The organism is Deinococcus ficus (genome assembly GCF_003444775.1).
Taxonomy (GTDB): domain Bacteria; phylum Deinococcota; class Deinococci; order Deinococcales; family Deinococcaceae; genus Deinococcus; species Deinococcus ficus.
In genome coordinates, this window is record NZ_CP021081.1 from 1443127 (window position 1) to 1462931 (window position 19805).

The 19805-nt window shown below is 69.6% G+C and carries 23 protein-coding genes; 9 read left to right on the plus strand and 14 right to left on the minus strand.

Going from position 1 to position 19805, the window contains the following annotated elements:
- Nucleotides 1-2: 2 nt before the first annotated feature.
- From DFI_RS07055 to icd, 5 genes are all read right to left on the minus strand, one after another.
- A complete protein-coding gene (locus DFI_RS07055) occupies nt 3-377 on the minus strand; it encodes a hypothetical protein (RefSeq protein ID WP_027461564.1) in 375 nt (124 codons plus the stop codon).
- Complete coding sequence (locus DFI_RS07060; protein ID WP_027461565.1) at nt 374-1651, minus strand: 3-isopropylmalate dehydratase large subunit; 1278 nt, start codon at nt 1649-1651, stop codon at nt 374-376. The genes DFI_RS07055 and DFI_RS07060 overlap by 4 nt, the downstream gene beginning before the upstream one ends.
- A gap of 99 nt (nt 1652-1750) precedes the next feature.
- A complete protein-coding gene (locus DFI_RS07065) occupies nt 1751-3283 on the minus strand; it encodes a B12-binding domain-containing radical SAM protein (RefSeq protein WP_027461566.1) in 1533 nt (510 codons plus the stop codon).
- 150 nt (nt 3284-3433) lie between these two features.
- Nucleotides 3434-3763: a hypothetical protein gene (locus tag DFI_RS07070; RefSeq protein ID WP_211235335.1), complete on the minus strand. Its 330-nt coding sequence runs from the start codon at nt 3761-3763 to the stop codon at nt 3434-3436.
- Between the two features lie 81 nt (nt 3764-3844).
- The gene (gene icd / locus DFI_RS07075; protein ID WP_027461567.1) at nt 3845-5095 is read right to left on the minus strand and encodes an NADP-dependent isocitrate dehydrogenase; all 1251 of its coding nucleotides are present in this window, start codon (nt 5093-5095) and stop codon (nt 3845-3847) included.
- A 227-nt stretch (nt 5096-5322) separates the two neighbouring features.
- Here icd and DFI_RS07080 point away from each other — a divergent pair, with 227 nt between their 5' ends.
- From DFI_RS07080 to DFI_RS07105, 6 genes are all read left to right on the plus strand, one after another.
- Nucleotides 5323-5556, plus strand: coding sequence for a hypothetical protein (locus tag DFI_RS07080; RefSeq protein WP_027461568.1), 234 nt, complete (start codon nt 5323-5325; stop codon nt 5554-5556).
- Between the two features lie 124 nt (nt 5557-5680).
- Nucleotides 5681-6175 carry a hypothetical protein gene (locus DFI_RS07085; RefSeq protein WP_051307380.1) on the plus strand — a complete coding sequence of 165 codons (495 nt, stop codon included), beginning with the start codon at nt 5681-5683 and terminating at the stop codon, nt 6173-6175.
- 85 nt (nt 6176-6260) lie between these two features.
- The gene (locus tag DFI_RS07090) at nt 6261-7193 is read left to right on the plus strand and encodes a carbohydrate ABC transporter permease (RefSeq protein WP_022802012.1); all 933 of its coding nucleotides are present in this window, start codon (nt 6261-6263) and stop codon (nt 7191-7193) included.
- Entirely contained in the window at nt 7186-8148 is a 963-nt protein-coding gene (locus DFI_RS07095; protein WP_081425652.1) for a carbohydrate ABC transporter permease, read from the plus strand. Before DFI_RS07090 ends, DFI_RS07095 begins: the two co-directional genes overlap by 8 nt.
- Nucleotides 8148-9521, plus strand: coding sequence for an FAD-dependent oxidoreductase (locus DFI_RS07100; RefSeq protein WP_027461570.1), 1374 nt, complete (start codon nt 8148-8150; stop codon nt 9519-9521). Before DFI_RS07095 ends, DFI_RS07100 begins: the two co-directional genes overlap by 1 nt.
- Before the next feature lie 90 nt (nt 9522-9611).
- The gene (locus DFI_RS07105; RefSeq protein ID WP_027461571.1) at nt 9612-10124 is read left to right on the plus strand and encodes a pyridoxamine 5'-phosphate oxidase family protein; all 513 of its coding nucleotides are present in this window, start codon (nt 9612-9614) and stop codon (nt 10122-10124) included.
- Between the two features lie 63 nt (nt 10125-10187).
- Here the strand turns inward: DFI_RS07105 and DFI_RS07110 are convergent, their stop codons facing one another.
- Both DFI_RS07110 and DFI_RS07115 read right to left on the minus strand, forming a co-directional pair.
- The gene (locus DFI_RS07110) at nt 10188-10667 is read right to left on the minus strand and encodes an OmpH family outer membrane protein (protein ID WP_043776634.1); all 480 of its coding nucleotides are present in this window, start codon (nt 10665-10667) and stop codon (nt 10188-10190) included.
- 85 nt (nt 10668-10752) lie between these two features.
- Nucleotides 10753-11250, minus strand: coding sequence for an OmpH family outer membrane protein (locus DFI_RS07115; protein ID WP_027461573.1), 498 nt, complete (start codon nt 11248-11250; stop codon nt 10753-10755).
- 148 nt (nt 11251-11398) lie between these two features.
- Between DFI_RS07115 and DFI_RS07120 the strand changes: the two genes are divergently transcribed.
- Complete coding sequence (locus DFI_RS07120) at nt 11399-12025, plus strand: CBS and ACT domain-containing protein (protein ID WP_022802006.1); 627 nt, start codon at nt 11399-11401, stop codon at nt 12023-12025.
- Between the two features lie 61 nt (nt 12026-12086).
- On the opposite strand, the gene DFI_RS07125 is transcribed toward DFI_RS07120, so the two are convergent.
- The 6 genes from DFI_RS07125 to DFI_RS07150 all read right to left on the minus strand — a co-directional run bounded on the left by DFI_RS07125 (nt 12087) and on the right by DFI_RS07150 (nt 17888).
- Complete coding sequence (locus DFI_RS07125; protein ID WP_022802005.1) at nt 12087-12620, minus strand: hypothetical protein; 534 nt, start codon at nt 12618-12620, stop codon at nt 12087-12089.
- A 119-nt stretch (nt 12621-12739) separates the two neighbouring features.
- A complete protein-coding gene (locus DFI_RS07130; RefSeq protein WP_027461574.1) occupies nt 12740-13921 on the minus strand; it encodes an aminotransferase class V-fold PLP-dependent enzyme in 1182 nt (393 codons plus the stop codon).
- A gap of 17 nt (nt 13922-13938) precedes the next feature.
- Nucleotides 13939-15582, minus strand: coding sequence for a phosphoglycerate dehydrogenase (gene serA, locus DFI_RS07135; RefSeq protein ID WP_051307381.1), 1644 nt, complete (start codon nt 15580-15582; stop codon nt 13939-13941).
- A 119-nt stretch (nt 15583-15701) separates the two neighbouring features.
- Nucleotides 15702-16322 (minus strand): leucyl/phenylalanyl-tRNA--protein transferase, encoded by a 621-nt coding sequence (gene aat / locus DFI_RS07140; protein ID WP_027461576.1) that lies wholly within the window; start codon nt 16320-16322, stop codon nt 15702-15704.
- A 5-nt stretch (nt 16323-16327) separates the two neighbouring features.
- The gene (locus DFI_RS07145; protein ID WP_027461577.1) at nt 16328-16756 is read right to left on the minus strand and encodes a PaaI family thioesterase; all 429 of its coding nucleotides are present in this window, start codon (nt 16754-16756) and stop codon (nt 16328-16330) included.
- Nucleotides 16757-16769: 13 nt separating this feature from the next.
- Nucleotides 16770-17888, minus strand: a complete 1119-nt coding sequence (locus DFI_RS07150) for a LysM peptidoglycan-binding domain-containing M23 family metallopeptidase (protein ID WP_043776637.1) — start codon at nt 17886-17888, stop codon at nt 16770-16772.
- A gap of 222 nt (nt 17889-18110) precedes the next feature.
- Here DFI_RS07150 and DFI_RS07155 point away from each other — a divergent pair, with 222 nt between their 5' ends.
- Nucleotides 18111-18566: a response regulator gene (locus DFI_RS07155; protein ID WP_027461579.1), complete on the plus strand. Its 456-nt coding sequence runs from the start codon at nt 18111-18113 to the stop codon at nt 18564-18566.
- Between the two features lie 13 nt (nt 18567-18579).
- Here DFI_RS07155 and DFI_RS07160 read toward each other — a convergent pair whose 3' ends face one another.
- Nucleotides 18580-19365, minus strand: coding sequence for a TrmH family RNA methyltransferase (locus DFI_RS07160; protein WP_027461580.1), 786 nt, complete (start codon nt 19363-19365; stop codon nt 18580-18582).
- 45 nt (nt 19366-19410) lie between these two features.
- Here DFI_RS07160 and DFI_RS07165 point away from each other — a divergent pair, with 45 nt between their 5' ends.
- On the plus strand, nt 19411-19797 hold the full coding sequence (locus DFI_RS07165; RefSeq protein ID WP_027461581.1) for a YchJ family protein: 387 nt from the start codon (nt 19411-19413) through the stop codon (nt 19795-19797).
- Nucleotides 19798-19805 lie beyond the last annotated feature (8 nt).

The window sequence follows — 19805 nt, forward strand, 5'->3', positions numbered from 1 at the left end:
GCTTACTGGCCTCCTTGAACTTGGTGGGGAGTGCGGGGCAGCACCAGACAGCCGAACGACCCGGGCCAGGACAGGAACGCCCGCACGGCCTCGGCCTCCTGCGCCGTGCAGCCGAGCAGCACCTTGAGTTCCGCGTCCCGCTTGCGGGCGTCCACGGTGGCGACCACGCCGGTCACGTCATGACGGCCAGACGTCCCGCGGAACACGTCGATGTCCGCGCTGTCCCCGGAGCGGGTGTGGCGCAGGGCGCCGTAATCCAGGGGGTAGAGCGACCCGGGGAAGCGCGGGTGGGGCGTTCCGGCGGGCCGTTCGATCACCACCTCAGCCTCCCTGACCAGGGTGTCCAGCACGGTCCAGAAGTGGGGGTCGGTGCTCATGCGGGCGCCCTGGTCAGGTCCTGCGGCAGGGCAATGCGGCCCATCACGGCGGTGGCGGCGGCCACGGCCGGGGACGCGAGGTAGATCTTCGCGTCCTTGTCGCCCATCCGGCCGATGAAATTGCGGTTCGAGGTGCTCACGCACACCTCCCCGGGCGCCAGGACGCCCTGGTGCCGGCCCATGCACGGCCCGCAGCCGGGCGTCCCCAGCACCGCCCCGGCACGTTGCAGGGTGAGCAGCGTGCCGTCGGTCAGCGCCTCTTCCAGCACCTGACTGCTGGCCGGGATCACCAGCAGGCGGGTGCCCGGGGCGACCTGCCGGCCGCGCAGCACGTCGGCCGCGGCGTGCAGGTCCTCGATGCGGCCGTTCGTGCAGGTGCCGATGAACACCTGGTCCACCTTCAGGCCCCGCAGCTCGGCCACGTCGTGCACGTTGTCCACCTCGCTGGGCGCACTCATGCGGGGGTTCAGGGCCGACAGGTCGATGTGGATTTCCTGCACGTACGCGGCGCCCGCGTCCGGGTACACCCAGTCCGGGATGTCGTACCCGTACTCCGTCAGGATCTCGCCGCCGGGTACGACCAGCCCGACCTTCGCGCCGGCCTCCACGCACAGGTTCGCCAGGGTCATGCGTTCGCCCCGGGTGAAGCGGTCGCCGGCGTGCATCTCGATGCTCTGGTAGGTGGCGCCGTCCGCGCCGAGGCGGCGGATCATTTCCAGGGCAGCGTCCTTGGCAGTCACGCCGGGTTGCAGCTCGCCCGTGAAGATGACCTTGACGCTCTCCGGGACGCGCAGCCACGTCTTGCCGCTGGCGGCTGCCAGGGCGATGTCGGTGGCGCCCATGCCGGTGCCGAAGGCGGCCACGGCGCCGTAGGTGGTGCTGTGGCTGTCGCTGCCCAGCACGATCCAGCCGGGCCGGGCGAGGCCTTCTTCCATCAGGACCTGGTGGCAGATGCCGCGCCCCACGTCGAAGAGGCGCACGCCGGTCGCGGCGGCGTACTCGCGGGCTTCCTTCTGCGCCTGCGCGACGGACACGGTGCTGGCCGGGGCGACGTGGTCGATGACGATGCTGACGCGCTCCGGGTGTTTCGGGAGGGCGCCGAGGTCACGCTGCATGCGTTCGATGAAGCTCTGGGCGATGGAGTCCACGACCATCACCTGGTCGACGTCCACCACGGCGAGGTCCCCGGCGTACACGGCCTGGCCGCTGCGCCTGGAGAGGATCTTCTCCGCCATGGTCTGCGGGCGGGAGGCTTGGGAGGTCATGCCTGTCATTCTGAAGGAAATCCAGGCGAAGCGCTATCCGCTTGCCTGGATTCAGGAGAAATGGCTATTCGAATGAAAGGCAGCCGTGTGTCGATTCGCCAGTGACGATCAGACCGCGAGGCCCTGCGCGTGCGCACTCACGTCCCGGCTCTCGTACTGCCCGGGCGGCAGGCCGATGCTGGGCGTGTTCGTCTCGAAGGTGTCGCTCCAGCCGACCTCGGCCAGCGCCTTTTTCCACGCGCCGATGCTCTCGTTGCGGTAGATGCGGTAGGCGGCCATGCCGACCTCCGCGCCGCCGCGCGCGATCACGCTCTCCACCCAGGCCCACTTCGCGGACACGTTGCGGAGTTCGGCCGTGGTGCGCAGTTCCTTCTGGATGCGCTTCAGGCGGCTCTCGATGGTCTGCACGCCCGCGAAGGGGTCCGCGAAGTGCGGGGTGTGGCGCTTGGGCACGAAGGGGCTGATGCCCAGCGCGATGCGGTTCACCTTCGCGAGATCCTTCGTGAAGCTGATCAGTTCGGTGATGTCGTCGTCCGTTTCCGGGCCGAGGCCGATCATCATGTACACCTTCAGGCCGCTGAAACCCAGGTCGCGGCTGATCTGTGCAGTTTTCAGCAGGTCCTCGGTGGTGATGCCCTTTTTCAGCCAGCGGCGCAGCCGCTCACTGGGCGCGTCCGACGCGACCGTGAAGGTCCGCAGGCCACCGGCCTTGAGGATCTCGGCCAGTTCGGCGTCCACCGTGTCGGCGCGGATGCTGCTCACGCCCAGCTTCACGCCGCGCTCGGTCAGGGTCCGGCCCACGTACTTGGTGTGCGGGAAGTCCGACAGGGCCGCGCCCACCAGCCCGACCTTCTGGACCCAGTCCGGAATCACGTCCAGCAGTTCCTGCGCCTGGTTGTTGCGGTTCGGGCCGTACATGGTGCGCGCCAGGCAGAAGGTGCAGGGCCGGGGGCAGCCGCGCTGCGCCTCGACCAGGAACATGTTGCTCAGTTCGCTGTGCGGGGTGACGATCTGGCTGTAGGCGGGCAGCAGTTCCTTCGGGGCGGTCGCCCACTTGGGTTCGTGCGTGTGCCGCGCGGGCAGGAACACGCCGGGCATGCCGTCCACGAGGTCGTAGAACTCCTCGCGGGTGGCGGACTCGCGCATCGCCTCGCTGACCACGGGGATGATCTGCTCCCCGTCCCCGATGATGATCACGTCCGCGAACGGGGTCAGCGGGTAGGGGTTGCTGCTGGTGAAGGGCCCGCCGATCATCACGACCGGGTCGGCCTCGTCGCGTTCCTCACGCAGGGGTTTCATGCCGGCCACGTCCAGCAGCCGGATGATGTTCGTCAGGTCCAGTTCGAAGGACACGCTGATCGCGAACAGCTCGCAGTCCCCGGCGGCCCGGCCGGACTCCACGGTGGGGAGCGCCTGGCCGGTCTTCTCGAAGGCGTCCACGTCGTCGGGCAGGAAGGCGCGCTCGCAGGCGACGTTCTCCTCCTGGTTGAACATGCGGTAGATGACCTGATAGCCCAGGGAAGCCATGCCCACGCTGTAGCGGTTCGGGAAGGCCAGGGTCACGCGGATCGGCGCCTGTTTGAACAGGGTGCCGGTCTCCGCGTCGAGCAGGGGTTTGATTTCGTTGCGCCAGTAACTCAAAAGTCCTCCTGATATGCCGTGAGACACCCGGATCACGCCGGAGTGCCCCTGTTCGGTCAGGTGGAGGCGTGGCGCGTCACAGCCTTACAGTATACCGCGCGAAACCGCATGGACTGCGGCGCAGCTCACGCCAGCAGCAGGCCGCCCGGCTCAGCGGCCAGGTGTGGACGGGCTCTCGGCCGGGGTGTCCAGGGGCGCCGCGGTGGCCACAATGACGGGCGGGGCGGCCTTGGCCGGTGCCGGGCTTGCGGCCCTCCCCTGCCCCCGCCCGGCGGGACGCCAGGCGCTGGTCACGAAGTACACCAGCCCGCCCAGCACGCCGGCCACGATCAGGAACCACAGCAGTCTGAACAGCACGCCGGCCGTGCCGGCCACCACCAGGCCCAGGCCAGCCAGCACCTGCCCGGCCAGCCAGATCACGGCCAGGGCGGTCACGGCGAGCAGAATCACGCCCACCAGGGCAAACACGAGGCGCAGCACGCCGGACAGTATGCCGCAGCAACCGAGGGAAAGCGCCGGACCGGGGAAGGTCCCCTGGTCCGGCGCCGGCGGTGGCGGGGCTCAGCCCTGCTGAATGTGGCCGATGATGCGGTCGGCGAACTCGCTGGTCTTGACCTCGGTGGAGCCTTCCATGCTGCGGGCGAAGTCGTAGGTGACGGTCTTGTCCTGGATGGTGGCGTCCAGGGCCTTCAGGATCAGGTCGGCCGCCTCGGTCCAGCCCATGTAGCGCAGCATCATCTCGCCGGAGAGGATCACGCTGCTGGGGTTGATGACATCCTTGCCGGCGTACTTGGGCGCGGTGCCGTGGGTGGCCTCGAAGATGGCGTGGCCGGTCACGTAGTTGATGTTCGCGCCGGGGGCGATGCCGATCCCGCCGACCTGGGCGGCCAGGGCGTCGCTGAGGTAGTCGCCGTTGAGGTTCAGGGTGGCGACGACGTCGTAGTCGGTGGGGCGCAGCAGGATCTGCTGGAGGAAGTTGTCGGCGATGACGTCCTTGATGACGATGCCGCCGGGCAGCTGCAGCCAGGGACCGCCGTCGAGTTCCACGCCGCCGAATTCGCGCTTGGCGAGCTCGTAGCCCCAGTCGCGGAAGCCGCCCTCGGTGAACTTCATGATGTTGCCCTTGTGCACCAGCGTGACGCTCTTGCGGCCGTTGTCGATGGCGAACTGGATGGCGGCGCGCACGAGGCGCTCGGTGCCTTCACGGGACACGGGCTTGACGCCGAAGGAGCTGCTGTCCGGGAACCGGATCTTGTTCACGCCCATCTCGCGCATCAGGAAGCCGCGGAGTTTCTCGGCTTCGTCGGTGCCGGCCTTCCATTCGATGCCGGCGTAGATGTCCTCGGTGTTCTCGCGGAAGATCACCATGTCCACGTCCTGGGGACGCTTGACGGGGCTGGGCACACCCTCGAAGTACTGCACGGGACGCACGCAGGCGTACAGGTCGAGTTCCTGACGCAGCGCCACGTTGATGCTGCGGATGCCGGTGCCGACCGGGGTGGTCAGGGGGCCCTTGATGCCGAACAGGTACTCGCGGAAGGCGACCAGGGTGCTTTCGGGCAGCCACTCGTTGGCGCCGTACACCGTCAGGGCTTTCTCACCCGCGTACACCTCCATCCATTCGAGCTTGCGCTCGCCGCCGTAGGCCTTCTCCACCGCAGCGTCGAACACACGCACGGACGCCCGCCAGATGTCGGGACCGGTGCCGTCCCCTTCGACGAAGGGGATGATGGGGTGGTTCGGAACGGTGAGTTTGCCGTTCTGCATGGTGATCTTCTCGCCCGTTGCGGGAACCTTGATGTGCTTGTCCATGACCTGACACTGTACCCCCGCCGGGTGAGCTGCCGCCACGCGGCGGGTGTTACTGCGTGCGTTTGGACCCGGTGCAGGCTTGCGGGGGCTCTGGGGTGCCGAGCGTGATCGTTTGCCCAGGGCGCCCTTCATCCAGGCCACGGTCGAGCCCGCCACACTGAATGCCTGCCCACGGCAAGTCACCTCCGATTGCGCGGGGCAAGTTCAATTTCAGGAGGTCTCTATTCATGAGTGACAAATCTGCTGCCGAGAACATGCTGGACGCCGCCGCCGCCAAGGTGAACGAAGCCACGGACCGCGCCCGCGCCGCCGGGCACGAGGTCGCGCACGCCGTGACCGGAGACGCGACCGACAAGGCCCGCGCCCTGGAGGACCGCGCCAAGGCCGAAGTGCACAACCGTGAAGCCCACGCCGAATTCAACGAGGGCAAACGCGAAGCGCAGGACGGCGACGGCCACTGACCTTCGTGCCCGACCGAAGCGGCCCGCCCCACCCGGCGGGCCGCCTGCCGTGTGCCCCGGGACCGTGAACCGGTCCTGAGGCAGCATTCACACCCCCACGCCATCCCGGGCGCACCATCAGCCCATGAGTAACCCACCCCGCAAGGGCCTGATGGACAGTCTGGTGAACGTGGCGAAAGCCAGCACCGAGGAACTGCTCGACCGGGGCCGCGCCGTCGCGCACGACGTGGCCGCCCGCACCGGCACCGACGAGGCCGCCAATGAACGCTCACGCCTCGCGGCCGCCGAGGCCCGAGCCCGCGCAGACGTGCGCCGCGGCGAGTATGAGGCGGACATGACTGACCTGAGCCAGAGCATCGAGCGGGGCGTGGAAGGGGGGCTCTCGAAGGCCGGCGAACTGGCCGGCCGCGCCCGCGTGGAGGCGACCCGCGCGGCCGAACGGGCACAGGACATGACGCGGAAGGCCGGACAGGACATGCAGGACGCCGCAGCCCGCATGCGCCAGGACGCCGAACGGGCGGCCGGCTCGTCCGGAGCGCCCCCGGGCGGGTTCCAGGAGCGGCTGGCGGACGCCGCCCGGGGGCGGACTCCCGCCGGGGGTGGCCGGCCGGACCGCTGAGCCCCGATCTCCTCCCCTCCGCCCTCCCCGTCCCAGGGGAGGTTTTTTCATGCCGGCCGGGGCGGGAATGCGTACACTTCCCTTCATGACTTCCACACCCCGGCGCCTGTCGCGCCGAGAAGAGCTGAGACTCGGAACGGCTGGAGCCCGCCGCACCGCGCGCAACACCCTGATCGCGTACGCGTTCCTGCTGCCTTTCCTGATCATGCTGCTGGCCTTTCACACCTGGCCGGTGATCTTCGGCACTTACCTGGCGTTCACGGAGTACAACATCATCAACCCGCCGAAATGGGTGGGGCTGGAGAACTTCCGGGAGCTGTTCGCCGACGAGCAGTTCTGGTCCGGGCTACGCAACAGCCTGACGTACATCTTGGTCGTGCCGGTCATTCAGGTGATCAGCATCCTGGTGGCGCTGCTGGTGAACCGGCCCCTGAAAGGCATCGGGTTTTTCCGCACGGCGTATTACGTTCCGGTCGTGACGAGTTTCGCGGTGGTGGGCCTGATCTGGACCTGGATGTACCAGCAGGACGGCGCGGTGAACGCGGTGCTGAGCGCGCTGGGCCTGTACAAGGGTGGAAGCCTGTTGAACAACCCCAGCACCGCCCTGTACGCGGTGATGTTCGTGACGTTGTGGAAGGGCATCGGGTACTACATGGTGCTGTACCTTGCGGGTCTGCAGAGCATCAGCCCAGAACTGGAGGAAGCGGCCGTGATCGACGGGGCGAGCCGCGCGCAGGTGTTCTGGAACATCACCCTGCCAGGGCTGCGGCCCACCATCCTGGTGTGCAGCCTGATGAGCACCATCAGCGCCATCAAGGTGTTCGAGGAGATCTACGTGATGACGCAGGGAGGCCCTGCCGGGAGCACCTACACGGCGCTGTTCTACACGTTCTCCCGCGCGTTCGGGGACTTCCGTTACGGGCTGGCGGCCGCGGGCGGCATCGTGATCGCGGTGATCAGCATCCTGTTCGGCATCCTGAACTTCAAGCTGACCAAGGGAGGCAAGGCCGATGGCTGAGCCGGCCACCCTGCCCGCCCCCGGAGGCGCCGCCGAGGCCAGTGCCACGCCCGACATGCTGGCTCACGCCCGACTGGCCGCCGACCTGAAGGCCCGGCGTGCCCGGCGCGCCCGACTGGGAAACCTCGGCGCATACGCGCTGCTGATCGTGATCGCGATGATCACGCTGTACCCCTTCTACTGGACGCTGATCACCAGCCTGGAAGAGACCGGCAACATCTACCAGGCCAAGCTGCTGCCCAGCAGCGTGAGCCTGAAGAACTACGTCGAAGTGTTCACGGGGACCACCCTGCCGTTCTGGCGGCTGATCCTGAACAGCGTGGCGATCTGCCTGCTGGGCGTGACCCTGAGCGTGACGCTGGCGGCCCTGGCGGCGTACCCGCTGTCCAAGATGCAGTTCCCGGGCCGGAACCTGATCTTCTACGCGATTCTCACGCTGATGGTCCTGCCGAACGAGTCCGGACTGATCGTGAACTACGTGACCACCACCAAACTGGGCCTCCTGAAGGAGATCAATCCGGTGCTGGACACGCTGCGGCAGTACTTCGCCATCGTGATGCCCGGGCTGGCGAGCATCGTGGGCCTGTTCCTGCTGCGGCAGGCGTACCTGAGCGTGCCGCAGGAACTGATCGAGGCGGCCCGGATCGACGGCGCGGGGGAGCTCACCATCTGGCGCCGGGTGCTGCTGCCCCTGGCGATGCCGACCATCGCGGCCTTCGCGATCCTGGAATTCGTGGCGTACTGGAACAGCTTCCTGTGGGCGCGGATCATCCTGCCGCCCGGTAGCCAGACGCTACCCCTCTCGGCGGGCCTGCTGGAACTGAGCGGGATGTTCAGCACGAACAGCCGCGCCGTGATGGCAGGGGCTGTCATCACCATCATTCCCATCCTGGTGGTGTTCCTGCTGGGCCAGAAATACTTCATGAAGGGCCTGGAAGGCGCGGTGAAGGGCTGATGACGCTGCCCTACCGCACCCTGGACCGCACCTGGGACGTGATCGTGGCCGGGGGCGGCACGGCCGGCGCGGTGGCCGGGATCGCCGCGGCCCGCACGGGCGCGCGGGTGCTGGTCGTGGAGGCGCAGGGCAGCCTGGGCGGCACCGGCACGAACGCCTGGGTCACGCCCCTGATGCGCAACGTGTCCGCGGGCGAGAACCTGAACCGCGGCCTGACGGACGAGATCAAGGCCCGGCTGTTGAGGCAGGGGGACGGCGCGCGGGACGGGCACGGGAACGACAACTGGTTCAACCCGGAGGGCCTGAAGTTCGTGCTGGACGACCTGCTGCACGAGAGCGGCGGGGAGGTGCTGTTCCACACGCATGTGGTCGCGCCCGTGATGGACGGGGGCAAGGTGCAGGCGCTGGTCGTGCACAACAAGGGCGGCCTTCAAGCGCTTCACGCGGAGGCGTTCATCGACGCGACCGGGGACGCCGACCTGGCGCGGCTGGCAGGGGCCCCCGTGACCGGCGGCGACGAGGACGGCCTGCATCAGGCGATGAGCCTGCGCTTCACGCTGGCCGGGGTGGACACCGGGCGGCTGATGGCGTTCCTGCGGGAGCACGGGCAGGGGCAGGACAGCGCCGACTTCCTGCACTTCTGGATGGTGTGGGGCCGGAACTCCAGCCTGGAACCGCTGTTCCGCCGCGCGGTAAGCCAGGGCGTGCTGCTGGAACGCGACGGGGATTACTTCCAGGCGTTCAGCGTGCCGGGCCGCCCGGGCGAGCTGAGCTTCAACTGCCCCCGCATCCGCGCGGACCTGAACGACGGCGCGGACCCCTGGCAGCTGTCGGCCGCGCAGGTGGACGGCCGGCAGGCGATCCGGCGGCTGGTCGCCTTCTGCCGGGCGTTCCTCCCCGGCTGCGAGGACGCGTTCCTGGGCGTGGTGGCGCCGATGGTGGGCATCCGGGAGACGCGGCGGATCGTGGGCGAGTACACCCTGACCCTGCCGGACATCCTGGACTGCGCGCGCTTCCCGGACTCGGTGTGTCGCAACCACTACCCGGTGGACATCCACAGTGTGAAGGGCGGCGCGACCCTGCTGCACGAACGGGACGGCGAGGCGCCCTACTTCGCCAGGGACCAGTACCACGAGATTCCCTACCGCTGCCTGATCCCCCAGGACGTGACGAACCTGCTCGTGCCGGGCCGGGCAGCCTCCAGTTCCTTCGAGGCGCAGTCCAGCATCCGGGTGCAGCAGAACTGTCACACCATGGGGGAGGCGGCCGGCATCGCGGCGGCCTGGGCGGCCCGGGCGCATGGGGGCGCGGTGCGCGCGGTGGACGTGCCGGCCCTGCAGGTGGAAATGCGGGCGCGCGGCGGGCTGGTCTGAACGGCGGCGCACTTCACCGTTCGTAACGGTTCCGTTCAGAGGGTACCCCGCCTCCCAATCTGCCGGGAGGGCAGGCGGCAGCGTAGGCCCATGAGCGAACACGACCAGAAGGAGCTGACCCACGAGGAACGCATCGCGCAGATCGCCGGCATGATCAAGGACATCAAGTTCGCGATGCTGACCGTGAGCACCGACGAGGGGCACCTGCACAGCCACCCCATGACGACCCAGCAGACAGAGTTCGACGGGGACGTGTGGTTCATCGGCAGCAGGAAGAGCGAGCAGGTGGCCTGCATGCGCGCCCGTCCGCAGGTGAACGTCAGCTACTCCAACCCCGGCAAGGGCCTGTACGTGAGTATCAACGGCACGGCCGCGCTGGTCGAGGACCCCGCGAAACTGGACGAGCTGTGGAGCGACTTCTACGAGGCGTACTTCCCGCAGGGCAAGACCGACCCGGACATCCAGCTGATCCGCGTCAACGCGAACGGCGCGGAATTCTGGGAGAGTGACGGGAAGCTGCACACGCTGTTCGCGTTCGCCCGCCAGAAACTCACCGGGAAGGGCGGCGACGACCTCGGCACGAACGAAACTGTGCGCCTCTAACCAGCCCGACTCACACGAAAAGGACCCGGCCAGTGGCCGGGTCCCTGCTTTTGCTCGGTGGCGTTACTTGAGGGCCTTGATGACGGCCGGCGTGAGGTCGGCGCCCGCGTTCGCGTACACCACGAGGTTGGATTGAGCCGCCACGCGCTGGTCCAGGATCACGGTGTAGCCGTTGGCCTTCGCGGTCTTGGCGACCACGGGGTTGAGCTTCGCGGCCAGCGGCTGCATGGCCTTGTTGATGGCCTGCATGTGGGAGCTCTGCGCCTGCGCGTACGCCTTCTGGGCGTTCTGCAGCGCCGTGATGTCCTTGGCGGCCTTGGTGGCGTTCGCGGTCTTGGCGAGGTTCTGGATAGTTTTCTGACGGGCGGCCAGGTCACTGTCGGCCTTGGCAACGACGCTCAGATAGTTGGCGCTGCCGGACATGGCCTTCACGGCTGCCTGAACGTTCAGGTACCCGAGCTTGCCCTTGGGGGTCTGGGCCTGGGGGGCGACGGCGACGAGCGGAAGGAGCAGCAGGGGCAGGAAACGTTTGTTCAGAGTCATGAGTGGGTCCTCGGGGTTTCTTTAGGTTGGCCCTGAAAGGCAGCGCCCCGCGCGAGGCGGGGACGCAGGCTCAGGATTGTGAGGGTTACTTGATGTTCTTCTGGGCGGCGGCGGTCAGGTCGGTGCTGTCGTCGGCGTACACGACGAGGCCGCTGCTGGCCGCGACGGCGCGGTCCATCACGACGCTGTAGCCGTTGGCCTTCGCGGCGGCCGAGATCGCGGTGTCCACGACCTTGGTGGCGGCCTCCATCTTCGTGGACAGGGCCTGCACCTGCTTGGCGGCGGCCTGGGCCTTGGCCTGGTAGGTGGCGTTCAGCTGGTTGAGTTTTTCCTTCTCGGCGGCGGTGGCGGCATTGCCCTTGGCGATGATCGCGTTGGCCTGCTTCTGCAGGTCGGCGGTTTCCGTCTTGAGCTTGTTCTCGATCGCGCGGGCTTCCTTGGGGCCGGCCTGGGTCTGCAGGAGGCCGTCCACGTCCACGAAGCCGATCTTCTGAGCGGGCGTCTGGGCGTGGGGGGCGAGGGAACCGAGACCGAAAGCCGCGACGAGGGCGACAGGGGCGAGCGCTTTGGCGTTCACTTTCATGAGGGGCACCGTACCATGGTGATTTCTGAGCCGAATGAAGGGGAGCAGGGGCTGTCTGAACGGCGCATCACCTGCCGGTCAGACAGTGTCGGGGTCGTCCGGACGGGGGTGGGACGACACGGAAACGCACAGGCCATACAATCGGGGCATGCTCGTACGCGACTGGATGACGAAGGACCCGATCACTGTCTCCCCCGACACGACCGTGATGGAGGCGTTGCAGATCATCAAGGAACACGGCTTCCGGCGTCTGCCGATCATGAAAGGCGGCGAGCTGATCGGCATCGCCACCCGCAAGGACCTGAAAGACGCCATGCCCAGCAAGGCCACCACCCTGAGCGTGTGGGAACTCAACTACATGCTCAGCAAGCTGACGGTGGCCGAGGTGATGAGCCGCCCGGTCGTGACCGCGCACGAGGACGAGTACATGGAAGACGCCGCGCTGCGCATGCTGGAGCACCGCGTGGGCGGCCTGCCCGTGCTGAACCAGGCGGGCCGGGTGACTGGGGTGATCACCACGCGTGACGTGCTGCGCGCCTTCACCGACATCCTGGGCATGCGCGAGGGCGGCCAGCGCCTCACGCTGGAGATGCCGGACGTGCCCGGCAGCCTGGAGCGCGCCACGCAGGCCGTCATGCCCAGCAACATCATCAGTGTCGCCACGTACGACGCGGACGGCCCCGGCGGGAACCGCCGCTTCGTGCTGCGCGTGGGGGGCGAGGGCGTGGAGGGCGTGCGTGCCCGCGTCGAGGCGGCCGGCATCAAGGTGCTGTAAGCGCTGAACCCAAAGGGGCGCCGGGTTGTGATAACCCGGCGCCCGTGCATTTCGGAAGGGTTCAGGCCTCGCGGCCCCCGTGGCGGGCGGCGGCGGCGTCCACGGCCGCACGGTCCACGTTGTCCTCCACGGCGACCAGGCGGTTGTCGTTCACGGCGGCCGCGTTGAGGCGGTCGTAGTGATCGTCGTCCAGGTCGTAGTCGGTGTGGCGTTCCAGGGCGGTGCGGCGGGCGTGTTCCTCGTTGCCGTCACCGTGCAGGGCGGCATCGGTCATGCCGGCGGTAGCGCCGATGCCGAGGCCCAGGATCACGGGAATCGCCGCGAGGCCGCCGGTGGCCGCGACGACCGCGCCGGCAGCGAGGCCGGCCGCCGTGCCGATCGCGCCGCCCTTCAGGGCGCCGCCGACCATCTCACCGGTGTCGCCGCCGCCGTCCACGACTTCGGTGGTGACGGTCTGCGTGGTGGTGCCGGTGGTGACGGGCGTCCGGCGGCGGAAGCTGGCCGTCTGGATGTCCTGCTGGATCAGGTTCTGGCTGCGGAGGTCAGCGATGAAGGCGTCGGCCTGGGCACTGCTGGGGAACACGAAATGTCTCATGGGGGCCATTGTGTCCGGGTGGGCAACCTCGGCCGTGAGCGGGCCGACAAGGGCCGTTCAGGAAGCCGTGAGGATTCCTCCACACTCGCGCCGCCCGGGGAGGGCGTGTGGTACGGCACTCAGCCCAGCGTGGCCCAGGCCGCACCCACGGCCGCACCACGCGTGAACGGCACGCCCAGGGACGTGAAGGCGTCCTCCAGGATGCCGGCGATGCCCAGGGCGTCGTAGCGGTCGCTGTAGCCCATGGTGCTGACCCGGAACACGCTATCCTCGTGGGGGGCCTGACCGGGCAGGGCGCGTTGTCCCATGCCCGCCAGCGCGCCCGCGATGGCCCGCCCGGTCAGGCCGGGGGGTGGGGTGAGGACCGCCACGGCCGGGCTGGTCCGCGTCGCCCACGCGGGGGCACCCAGGGCGGTCCCGGCGGCGATCAGGGCGTCCGTCTTGCGGCGCTGCTCGGCCCACAGGACCTCCAGGGGCACGCTGAGCAGGCGGTCCAGGGCCGCGCTCAGGGCGTACATCAGGTTGATGGCCGGCGTCTGCGGGGTGTTCCCGGCCTTCTGCCCGGCGAGTTCCCGGGTCAGGTCCAGGTAGAAGCCGCGCGGGGTGTCGCGGATCATCCGAGCCTGCACCTCGGGGCTGAACAGCACGAAGCCCAGGCCGGGGGGGGTGGCGGTGCCCTTCTGGCTGCCGGACACGATCACGTCCACGCCCCAGGCGGCGGGGCGCAGTTCCGCGACGCCGTAACTGGTGATGCAGTCGGCGATGACGATCAGGTCGGGGTTGGCGGCCTTCGCGGCGCGGGTGATGGCTTCCAGGTCGTGAAGGGCGCCGGTGCTGGTCTCGCTGTGCGTGATGGTCAGGGTGTGCGCGTCCTGGCAGGCGCCGGCGATCTCGTCGGCATCCAGCAGCGCACCCCAGGGACGCGCGACGCGGTGCGTGTCGTAGCCGAGCCGGGCGGCCATCTCGCCCCAGCGTTCGCTGAACTTGCCGGCCTGGGCGTTCACGACCTTCGCGCCAACCGGGGTGGTGCTGACCAGCGCGCCCTCGAAGGCACCGGTGCCGCTGCTGGTGGTGATCACGGCGTCGTAGGGGTCGCCGAGCAGCGCGGTGAGTTTCGCGCGGGCTTCCATCAGTTTCTCGATGCCGGCCTGCGCGCGGTGGTGCATCTGCGGCTGCGCGAGTTCCAGCAGCACGCGCGGGTCCACCTCCACCGGGCCGGGGGCGATCAGGCGGGGGCGGTGCAGGGGCGTGTACGCGGGGAGGTCGGGCTGGGTGGTGGGGGCGGGGGCAACCTGGGTCATGGGGTCTCCGGCGGGCCTCAGCCCTTCACGAGGTAGGCGCTGTCGATGACGTCCAGGTCGCGGATGGCCTGCAGCTGCTCGGGCGTGAGGTTGTCGTCCAGGGTGAGGGTGAACAGCGCCTGCCCGCCCTTCTCGGCGCGGCCGAGCGCCATGCCGGCGATGTTCACGCCCCAGGTGCCGAGCAGGTTGGACAGCTTCGCCACGGCGCCGGGTTTGTCCTGGTTGCTGGCGATCAGGATGTACCCTTCCGGCTCGACCTCCACGCGGTAGTCGCGCAGGCGGGTCAGGCGGGGGCGGCGGCCGAACACCGTGCCGCCCACGGTGCGGGTGCGCGTGCGTTCCTGGCCGTTCTCCTGCACGCGGCGGGACACGCTGACCACCACCTCGCTCACGTAGTCGGGGCTGTTGGGTTCCTCGCGCACGCCCACGTTCAGGCCGCGTTCCTTCGCCAGGGCGCGGGCGTTGATCATGTTCGGGTGGTCCTCGGTGCTGCCCTGCAGGTAGCCCACCAGCACGCTGGTCACGACCGGGGTGGGGTCGGTGGGGAACTCGCCCCGGAAGGTGACCTGCACGTCCTGCGCGGCCGGCAGCAGCTGCGCGAGGATGCGGCCCAGCTTTTCCCCAAGTTGCAGGTACCCGCCGAGCTGCTCCAGGGTCTTGGGGTCCAGGGCGGGGGCGTTCACGGCGCCCTTGCTGACGTCGCCGTGCAGAGCGTCGAGCACGCGGCTGACGATCTCCGCGCCGACGCGCTCCTGCGCCTCGCGGGTGTTGGCGCCCAGGTGCGCGGTGATGCCCAGGTTCGGCGCGTGCAGGAAGACGTGGTCCGGCGCGGGCGGTTCGTCCACGAACACGTCCACCCCGGCGGCGAAGAGGTGCCCGGATTCCAGCGCGGCGACCAGGGCGGCCTCGTCGATAATCCCGCCCCGCGCGGCGTTCACGACGACCGCGTCCTTGTGCAGGCGCGCCAGTTCGCGCGCGCCAATCATGCCGCGGGTCTCGTCGGTGAGGGGGGTGTGCACGGTCAGGAAGTCCGCGCGGTCCAGCAGCTCGTCCAGGGTGGCGGCGCGCTCCACGTCCAGGCGCCCGAACTTGCTGTCCGGCACGTACGGATCAAAGGCGATCACGCGCATGCGCAGGCCCTGCGCGCGGTCCGCGACGATGCTGCCGATGCGGCCCAGCCCGACGATACCGAGGGTGCGGTCCTTGAGTTCCAGGCCCAGGAACTTGCGGTCCCAGTCCCCGGCGCGGGTCTTGCGGTCGCTGCGGGTCAGGCCACGGGCGGCGGCCATCAGGTGCATCACGGCCAGTTCCGCCGCGGACACGTTGTTGCTTTCCGGCGCGTTGAGGACGAGCAGGCCCTTGAGGCTCGCGTAGTCCAGGTCGATGTTGTCCACGCCCACCCCGCCGCGCCCGATGACCTTCAGGCGAGGGCCGGCCGCGTCGATCAGCTCGCGGTCCACACGGGTGCGGCTGCGGGTGATCAGGGCGTCGTACTCCGGCAGGCGCCGCAGCGTCTCGGCGCGGTCCAGGTTGCCCTCGTAATCGACCTGGAAACCCTCGTGGTTCAGGTCGCCGGGGTTCATCTCGTCGCAGATCAGAACGCGCAGGGGTGGGGCCTGGTTGCCGTCCTGGCGGGCGGGCAGAGTCTGCTGATCGGTCATACCGGACAGCCTACGGGGCGGGGGGCCCCCCGGCGCGCCGCGTGGCTAGACGGAACTCCGCAGGTGACTGGACAAACCACAGGGTCCGGACAGCCTGGGGCCTCTGCGGCTGCCAGGGGTCAGAAGTCCGCGTTCACCTGCAGGGCGGCCTTCAGGTCCCGGCGGAACGCGGCCGGCCGGACCTCCCGCACGCCCAGCCGGGCGACGTGCTCGTTCTGGATCTGCGCGTCCAGCAGCGTGAACCCCCGCGCGTGCAGGTGCGCGGCCAGGTGGACCAGGGCGGCCTTGCTGGCGTTTGTGACGCGGTGGAACTTGCTCTCGGCGAAGAACACGCCGCCCAGCGCGATACCCAGCACCCCGCCGGCCAGGGCCCCGCCCCGCCACACCTCGAAGGAGTGCGCCAAGCCGGTGGCGTGCAGGTGAGCGTACAGGGCGCTCAGCGGCGGGGAGATCCACTCGCCGTCGCGCGGGGGGCTGCCGGGCAGTACGCCCCGGCAGCCCAGGACCACGTCCGCGAAGGCGGTGTCCGTGCGCGGCTCGAAGTGCTTCAGGTCGCGCTGGAGACGCCGAGGCACGTGCAGGCCGTCCCCGGGGGTAAGCGGGACCACGGCCCGGGTCTCCACGGTGTAGAACTGCACGCCCTCGCCGTTGTCCATCAGGAAGCCGCCCTCCGCGTACGCGCGGGCGACCTCCCGCGTGATGGGGTCCGGGTGGGTCAGGAAGGCGGCCGCGGTGGGCATGGGGGTCAGCCTCTGGGGTACAGCACGGCCTGCGTGCAGCGGAACAGAGCGATCACGCGGCCCTGGGCGCCCCGGACCTCGGCGTCCCAGACCTGGGTGGTGCGGCCGGTGTGCACGGGCCGGGCCTCGCAGGTGATCACGCCGTCCCGCGCGGTGCCCAGGTGGTTGCTCTTGAGTTCGATGGTGGTGAAACTCTCGGCGCCCTCCGGCAGGTGCAGTCTGGTGCCGTAGCCGCAGGTGGTGTCGGCCAGGGCGATCACGCTGGCGGCGTGCAGGAAGCCGTTCGGGGCAAGCAGCTCGCGGCGCACCGTGAGTTCCGTGCGGAGCACCTCGTACGACACGTGCGTATAACGCAGGCCGATCAGGCCGGGCAGGTACCCCTCGCCGCGGGCGTTCAGGTCGTCCAGGGTGGGGAGAGGCGGGCGGGCAGTCATGCGTCCCAGGGTATCAGCGGGGCCACAGGCGGTTCATCCAGCCGGCTGGGTTGGTGCTCTCGCCGCGCACGCGCATCTCCAGGTGCAGGTGCGGTCCGGCGCTGAGGCCGGTGGTGCCCACCTCCCCGAGTTTCTGCCCGCGCGTGACCTTCTGGCCGGGTTTCACGACCACTCGGCTCTGGTGGAAGTACAGGCTGGTCAGGCCGGCGCCGTGGTCGATCACGACCAGGCCGCCACGCACGGTGTACATGCCGGCCATGACGACCGTGCCGTCGTTCACGGCCAGGACCGGCGTACCGGTCCTGGCGGGGTAGTCGGTGCCGTAGTGGTAGGTGATGTCGCTGCCGGCCACGTACGTGCGCGGCTGCCCGAAGCCGCTGCTGGTGGCCTTGGCGCCCTTCAGGGCGGGCGCGAAGGGTCTGGTCCAGGCCTGCGGGGTGCGGCGCTCGTAGGCGCGGTTCACGGCGGCGTCCTCGGCTTCCTTCTTGGGGTCCTTGAGCAGCCCGCCGATCTTCGGGGGGAGGTTCAGGTGCTGGATCGGCTGGTCCAGGCCCCGGACGGGAATGCGGCCGCGGATGAGCTCCCCGCCCACCATGACCTCGTACACCACGGGCGTGGTCTTGCCCAGCACCACGCGCCCCAGCACGAGGTACTCGCCTGCGCCGCCCACGGGCTTCAGGACCTCGTTGGGCTTGCGCACGTCCTCGCCCACTTCGCTGGGGAAGCGGACGGTGGCCTGCCCCGCCCGCGCCCCGCTGAGCCGGACCACGAAGGCGTCCCCCATGCGCAGGCTGTCCGGCACCTGGATGTTCACGCCGGCAATCCGGGCGTCCGGGGCGGTGGGGCGCAGCTGTTCTTCCGGCAGCGGAGCCGGGCGTGGGGCGGCGGGCGTGGGCGCCGGGGCCGGCACGGGTGTACCGGCCGGGGTGGTCAGGGTGGCCTCGCCGGGCACGCGCAGCACCTGACCGACCTCCAGGGTGGTGCTGGTCAGGTTGTTCAGCCGCTGCAGGTCGGTCACGGTCGTGCCGTACCGCCGGGCGATGGAGTACAGGGTGTCGCCGGTCTTCACGGTGTACGCGCCGGCCCCCCCGGCCAGCAGGGCGCCGAGCAGCAGCCACTTGCGCAGAATCATGGCTGACAGCGTAAACGCTGGGCGTGAGAAGGGGCCACCCCGCACCAGGGCGGAGCTTCCTAAACGGGCTGTCAAGAACAGCCCAAGGGGACGCGCCCGCCACTTAACCCAGTCCACGCTCCGTTCGCAGGTGGGGGCGGCAGGCTGGAAGGCATCTCAGGGGGCCGATTTGCGGCCCGGCGCGGCCGGCGTTTCCGGCGGTTCTCTCCTCCGGACGTACGAATGACTGCCCAGATCTCCCCTTCCGACGCGCCCAGCTGTCCGCCCATCAACATCCTGCTGGTGGAGGACAGCGAGGCCGATATCGAACTGACCCGCGAGGCCTTTCAGGCCGCGCAGATCGCCAACGTGATGCACGTCGCCCGTGACGGCGTGGAGGCCCTGGAACTGCTGCAGTCCGGGCCTGAACTGGACTACCGCCCGGACCTGATCCTGCTGGACATCAACATGCCGCGCATGAACGGCCTGGAACTTCTGAACGTGCTCAAGACCGACCCGGCGCTGCGCACCATCCCGGTGGTGGTCCTGACGACCAGCAGCGCCGAAGAGGATATCCTGCGGTCCTACCAGTCGCACGCGGCGAGCTACGTGGTCAAGCCCATCGACTTCGAGCAGTTCTTCTCGGCGATTCAGGCCCTGGGGCGGTACATGCTCACCATCGTCCGCCTGCCCGGCTGACCCCGGGGGGCCCTCAGCGCGCCTGCCGCCGGCACTCGAACATCACGAGGGCGGCGGCGGTCGCCACGTTCAGGCTGTCCGCACTCCCGGCCGCGTACATGGGAATGCTGACCGCCTGATCCGTCTGCCGCCAGGATTCGGGCAGGCCCTCGTGTTCGGTGCCGAACAGCAGCGCCACCCGCCCGGTCAGGTCCGCGTCCCAGTAGGTGCGGGGGGCGTCGGGCGTGCAGGCCACCGTGCGGAAGCCGTGGGCGCGCAGCCACTCCAGCGCCGCGTCCTCGGGCAGGGCGGCCACCGGCACCCGGAACACGCTGCCCTGACTGGCGCGGATCACGTTCGGGCTGTACGGGTCCGCGCCGCGCCCCAGCACGATCACCGCGTGCGCGCCGGCGGCGTCGGCGGTGCGCAGGATGGCGCCCACGTTTCCGGGCTTCTCGAGGCCGTGCAGCAGCACGACCACCGCGTCGGCGCCGGGCTCCGGCAGGACCGGCGCGGGCGTAGGGAACACGGCGAGCAGGCCGTCCGGGTTCTCCCGACCACTCACCTTCTCGAAGGCGGGGCGGGACAGTTCCGTCACGCCGGCCAGGGAGGCGGCGGTGGCCGCGGCGTCCGGGCTGTGCAGCGCGGGGCAGCTGAACACCGCCTGGGGGTTCAGGCCGGCCTGGAGGGCGCGGGCAATCTCGCGCCCTCCCTCCACGAGGATCACGCCGTGCGCCTCGCGGTCCCGGCGGGCGCGGAGTTTCACGAGGTGCTTGACCTGGGGGTTCTGCAGGGAGGTGATCACGTCCGGACCGCTCATCCCGGCCATTAGAACACGCGCCCCGGGGCGGGCTAGGCTGGGGGCATGGTCCTGCCCCACCCGCCCTTCAAGCCCTGCCCGTGCGGGTCCGGGCGCAGCTACCAGGCGTGCTGCCGGCCCGCCCACACGGGCGAGCGGCCCGCCCCGACCGCGGAGGCGCTGATGCGCTCGCGGTACGCGGCGTTCGCGCTGCAGGACGAGCCGTACCTGCGGCGGACCTGGCACCCGGACACCTGCCCCGCCGACCTGGACCTGGCGGACGGCACGCGGTACCTGGACCTCACGGTGCACGACGCGGGCGAGGACTGGGTGAACTTCACGGCGCGCCTGGGCCTGCCGGGCGGCGGACGGGCCAAGTTGCGCGAACGCAGCCGCTTCGTGCGCCTGAACGGGGCGTGGGTGTACCTGGACGGCGACGTCCAGGACGGGTGAGGCGCGGC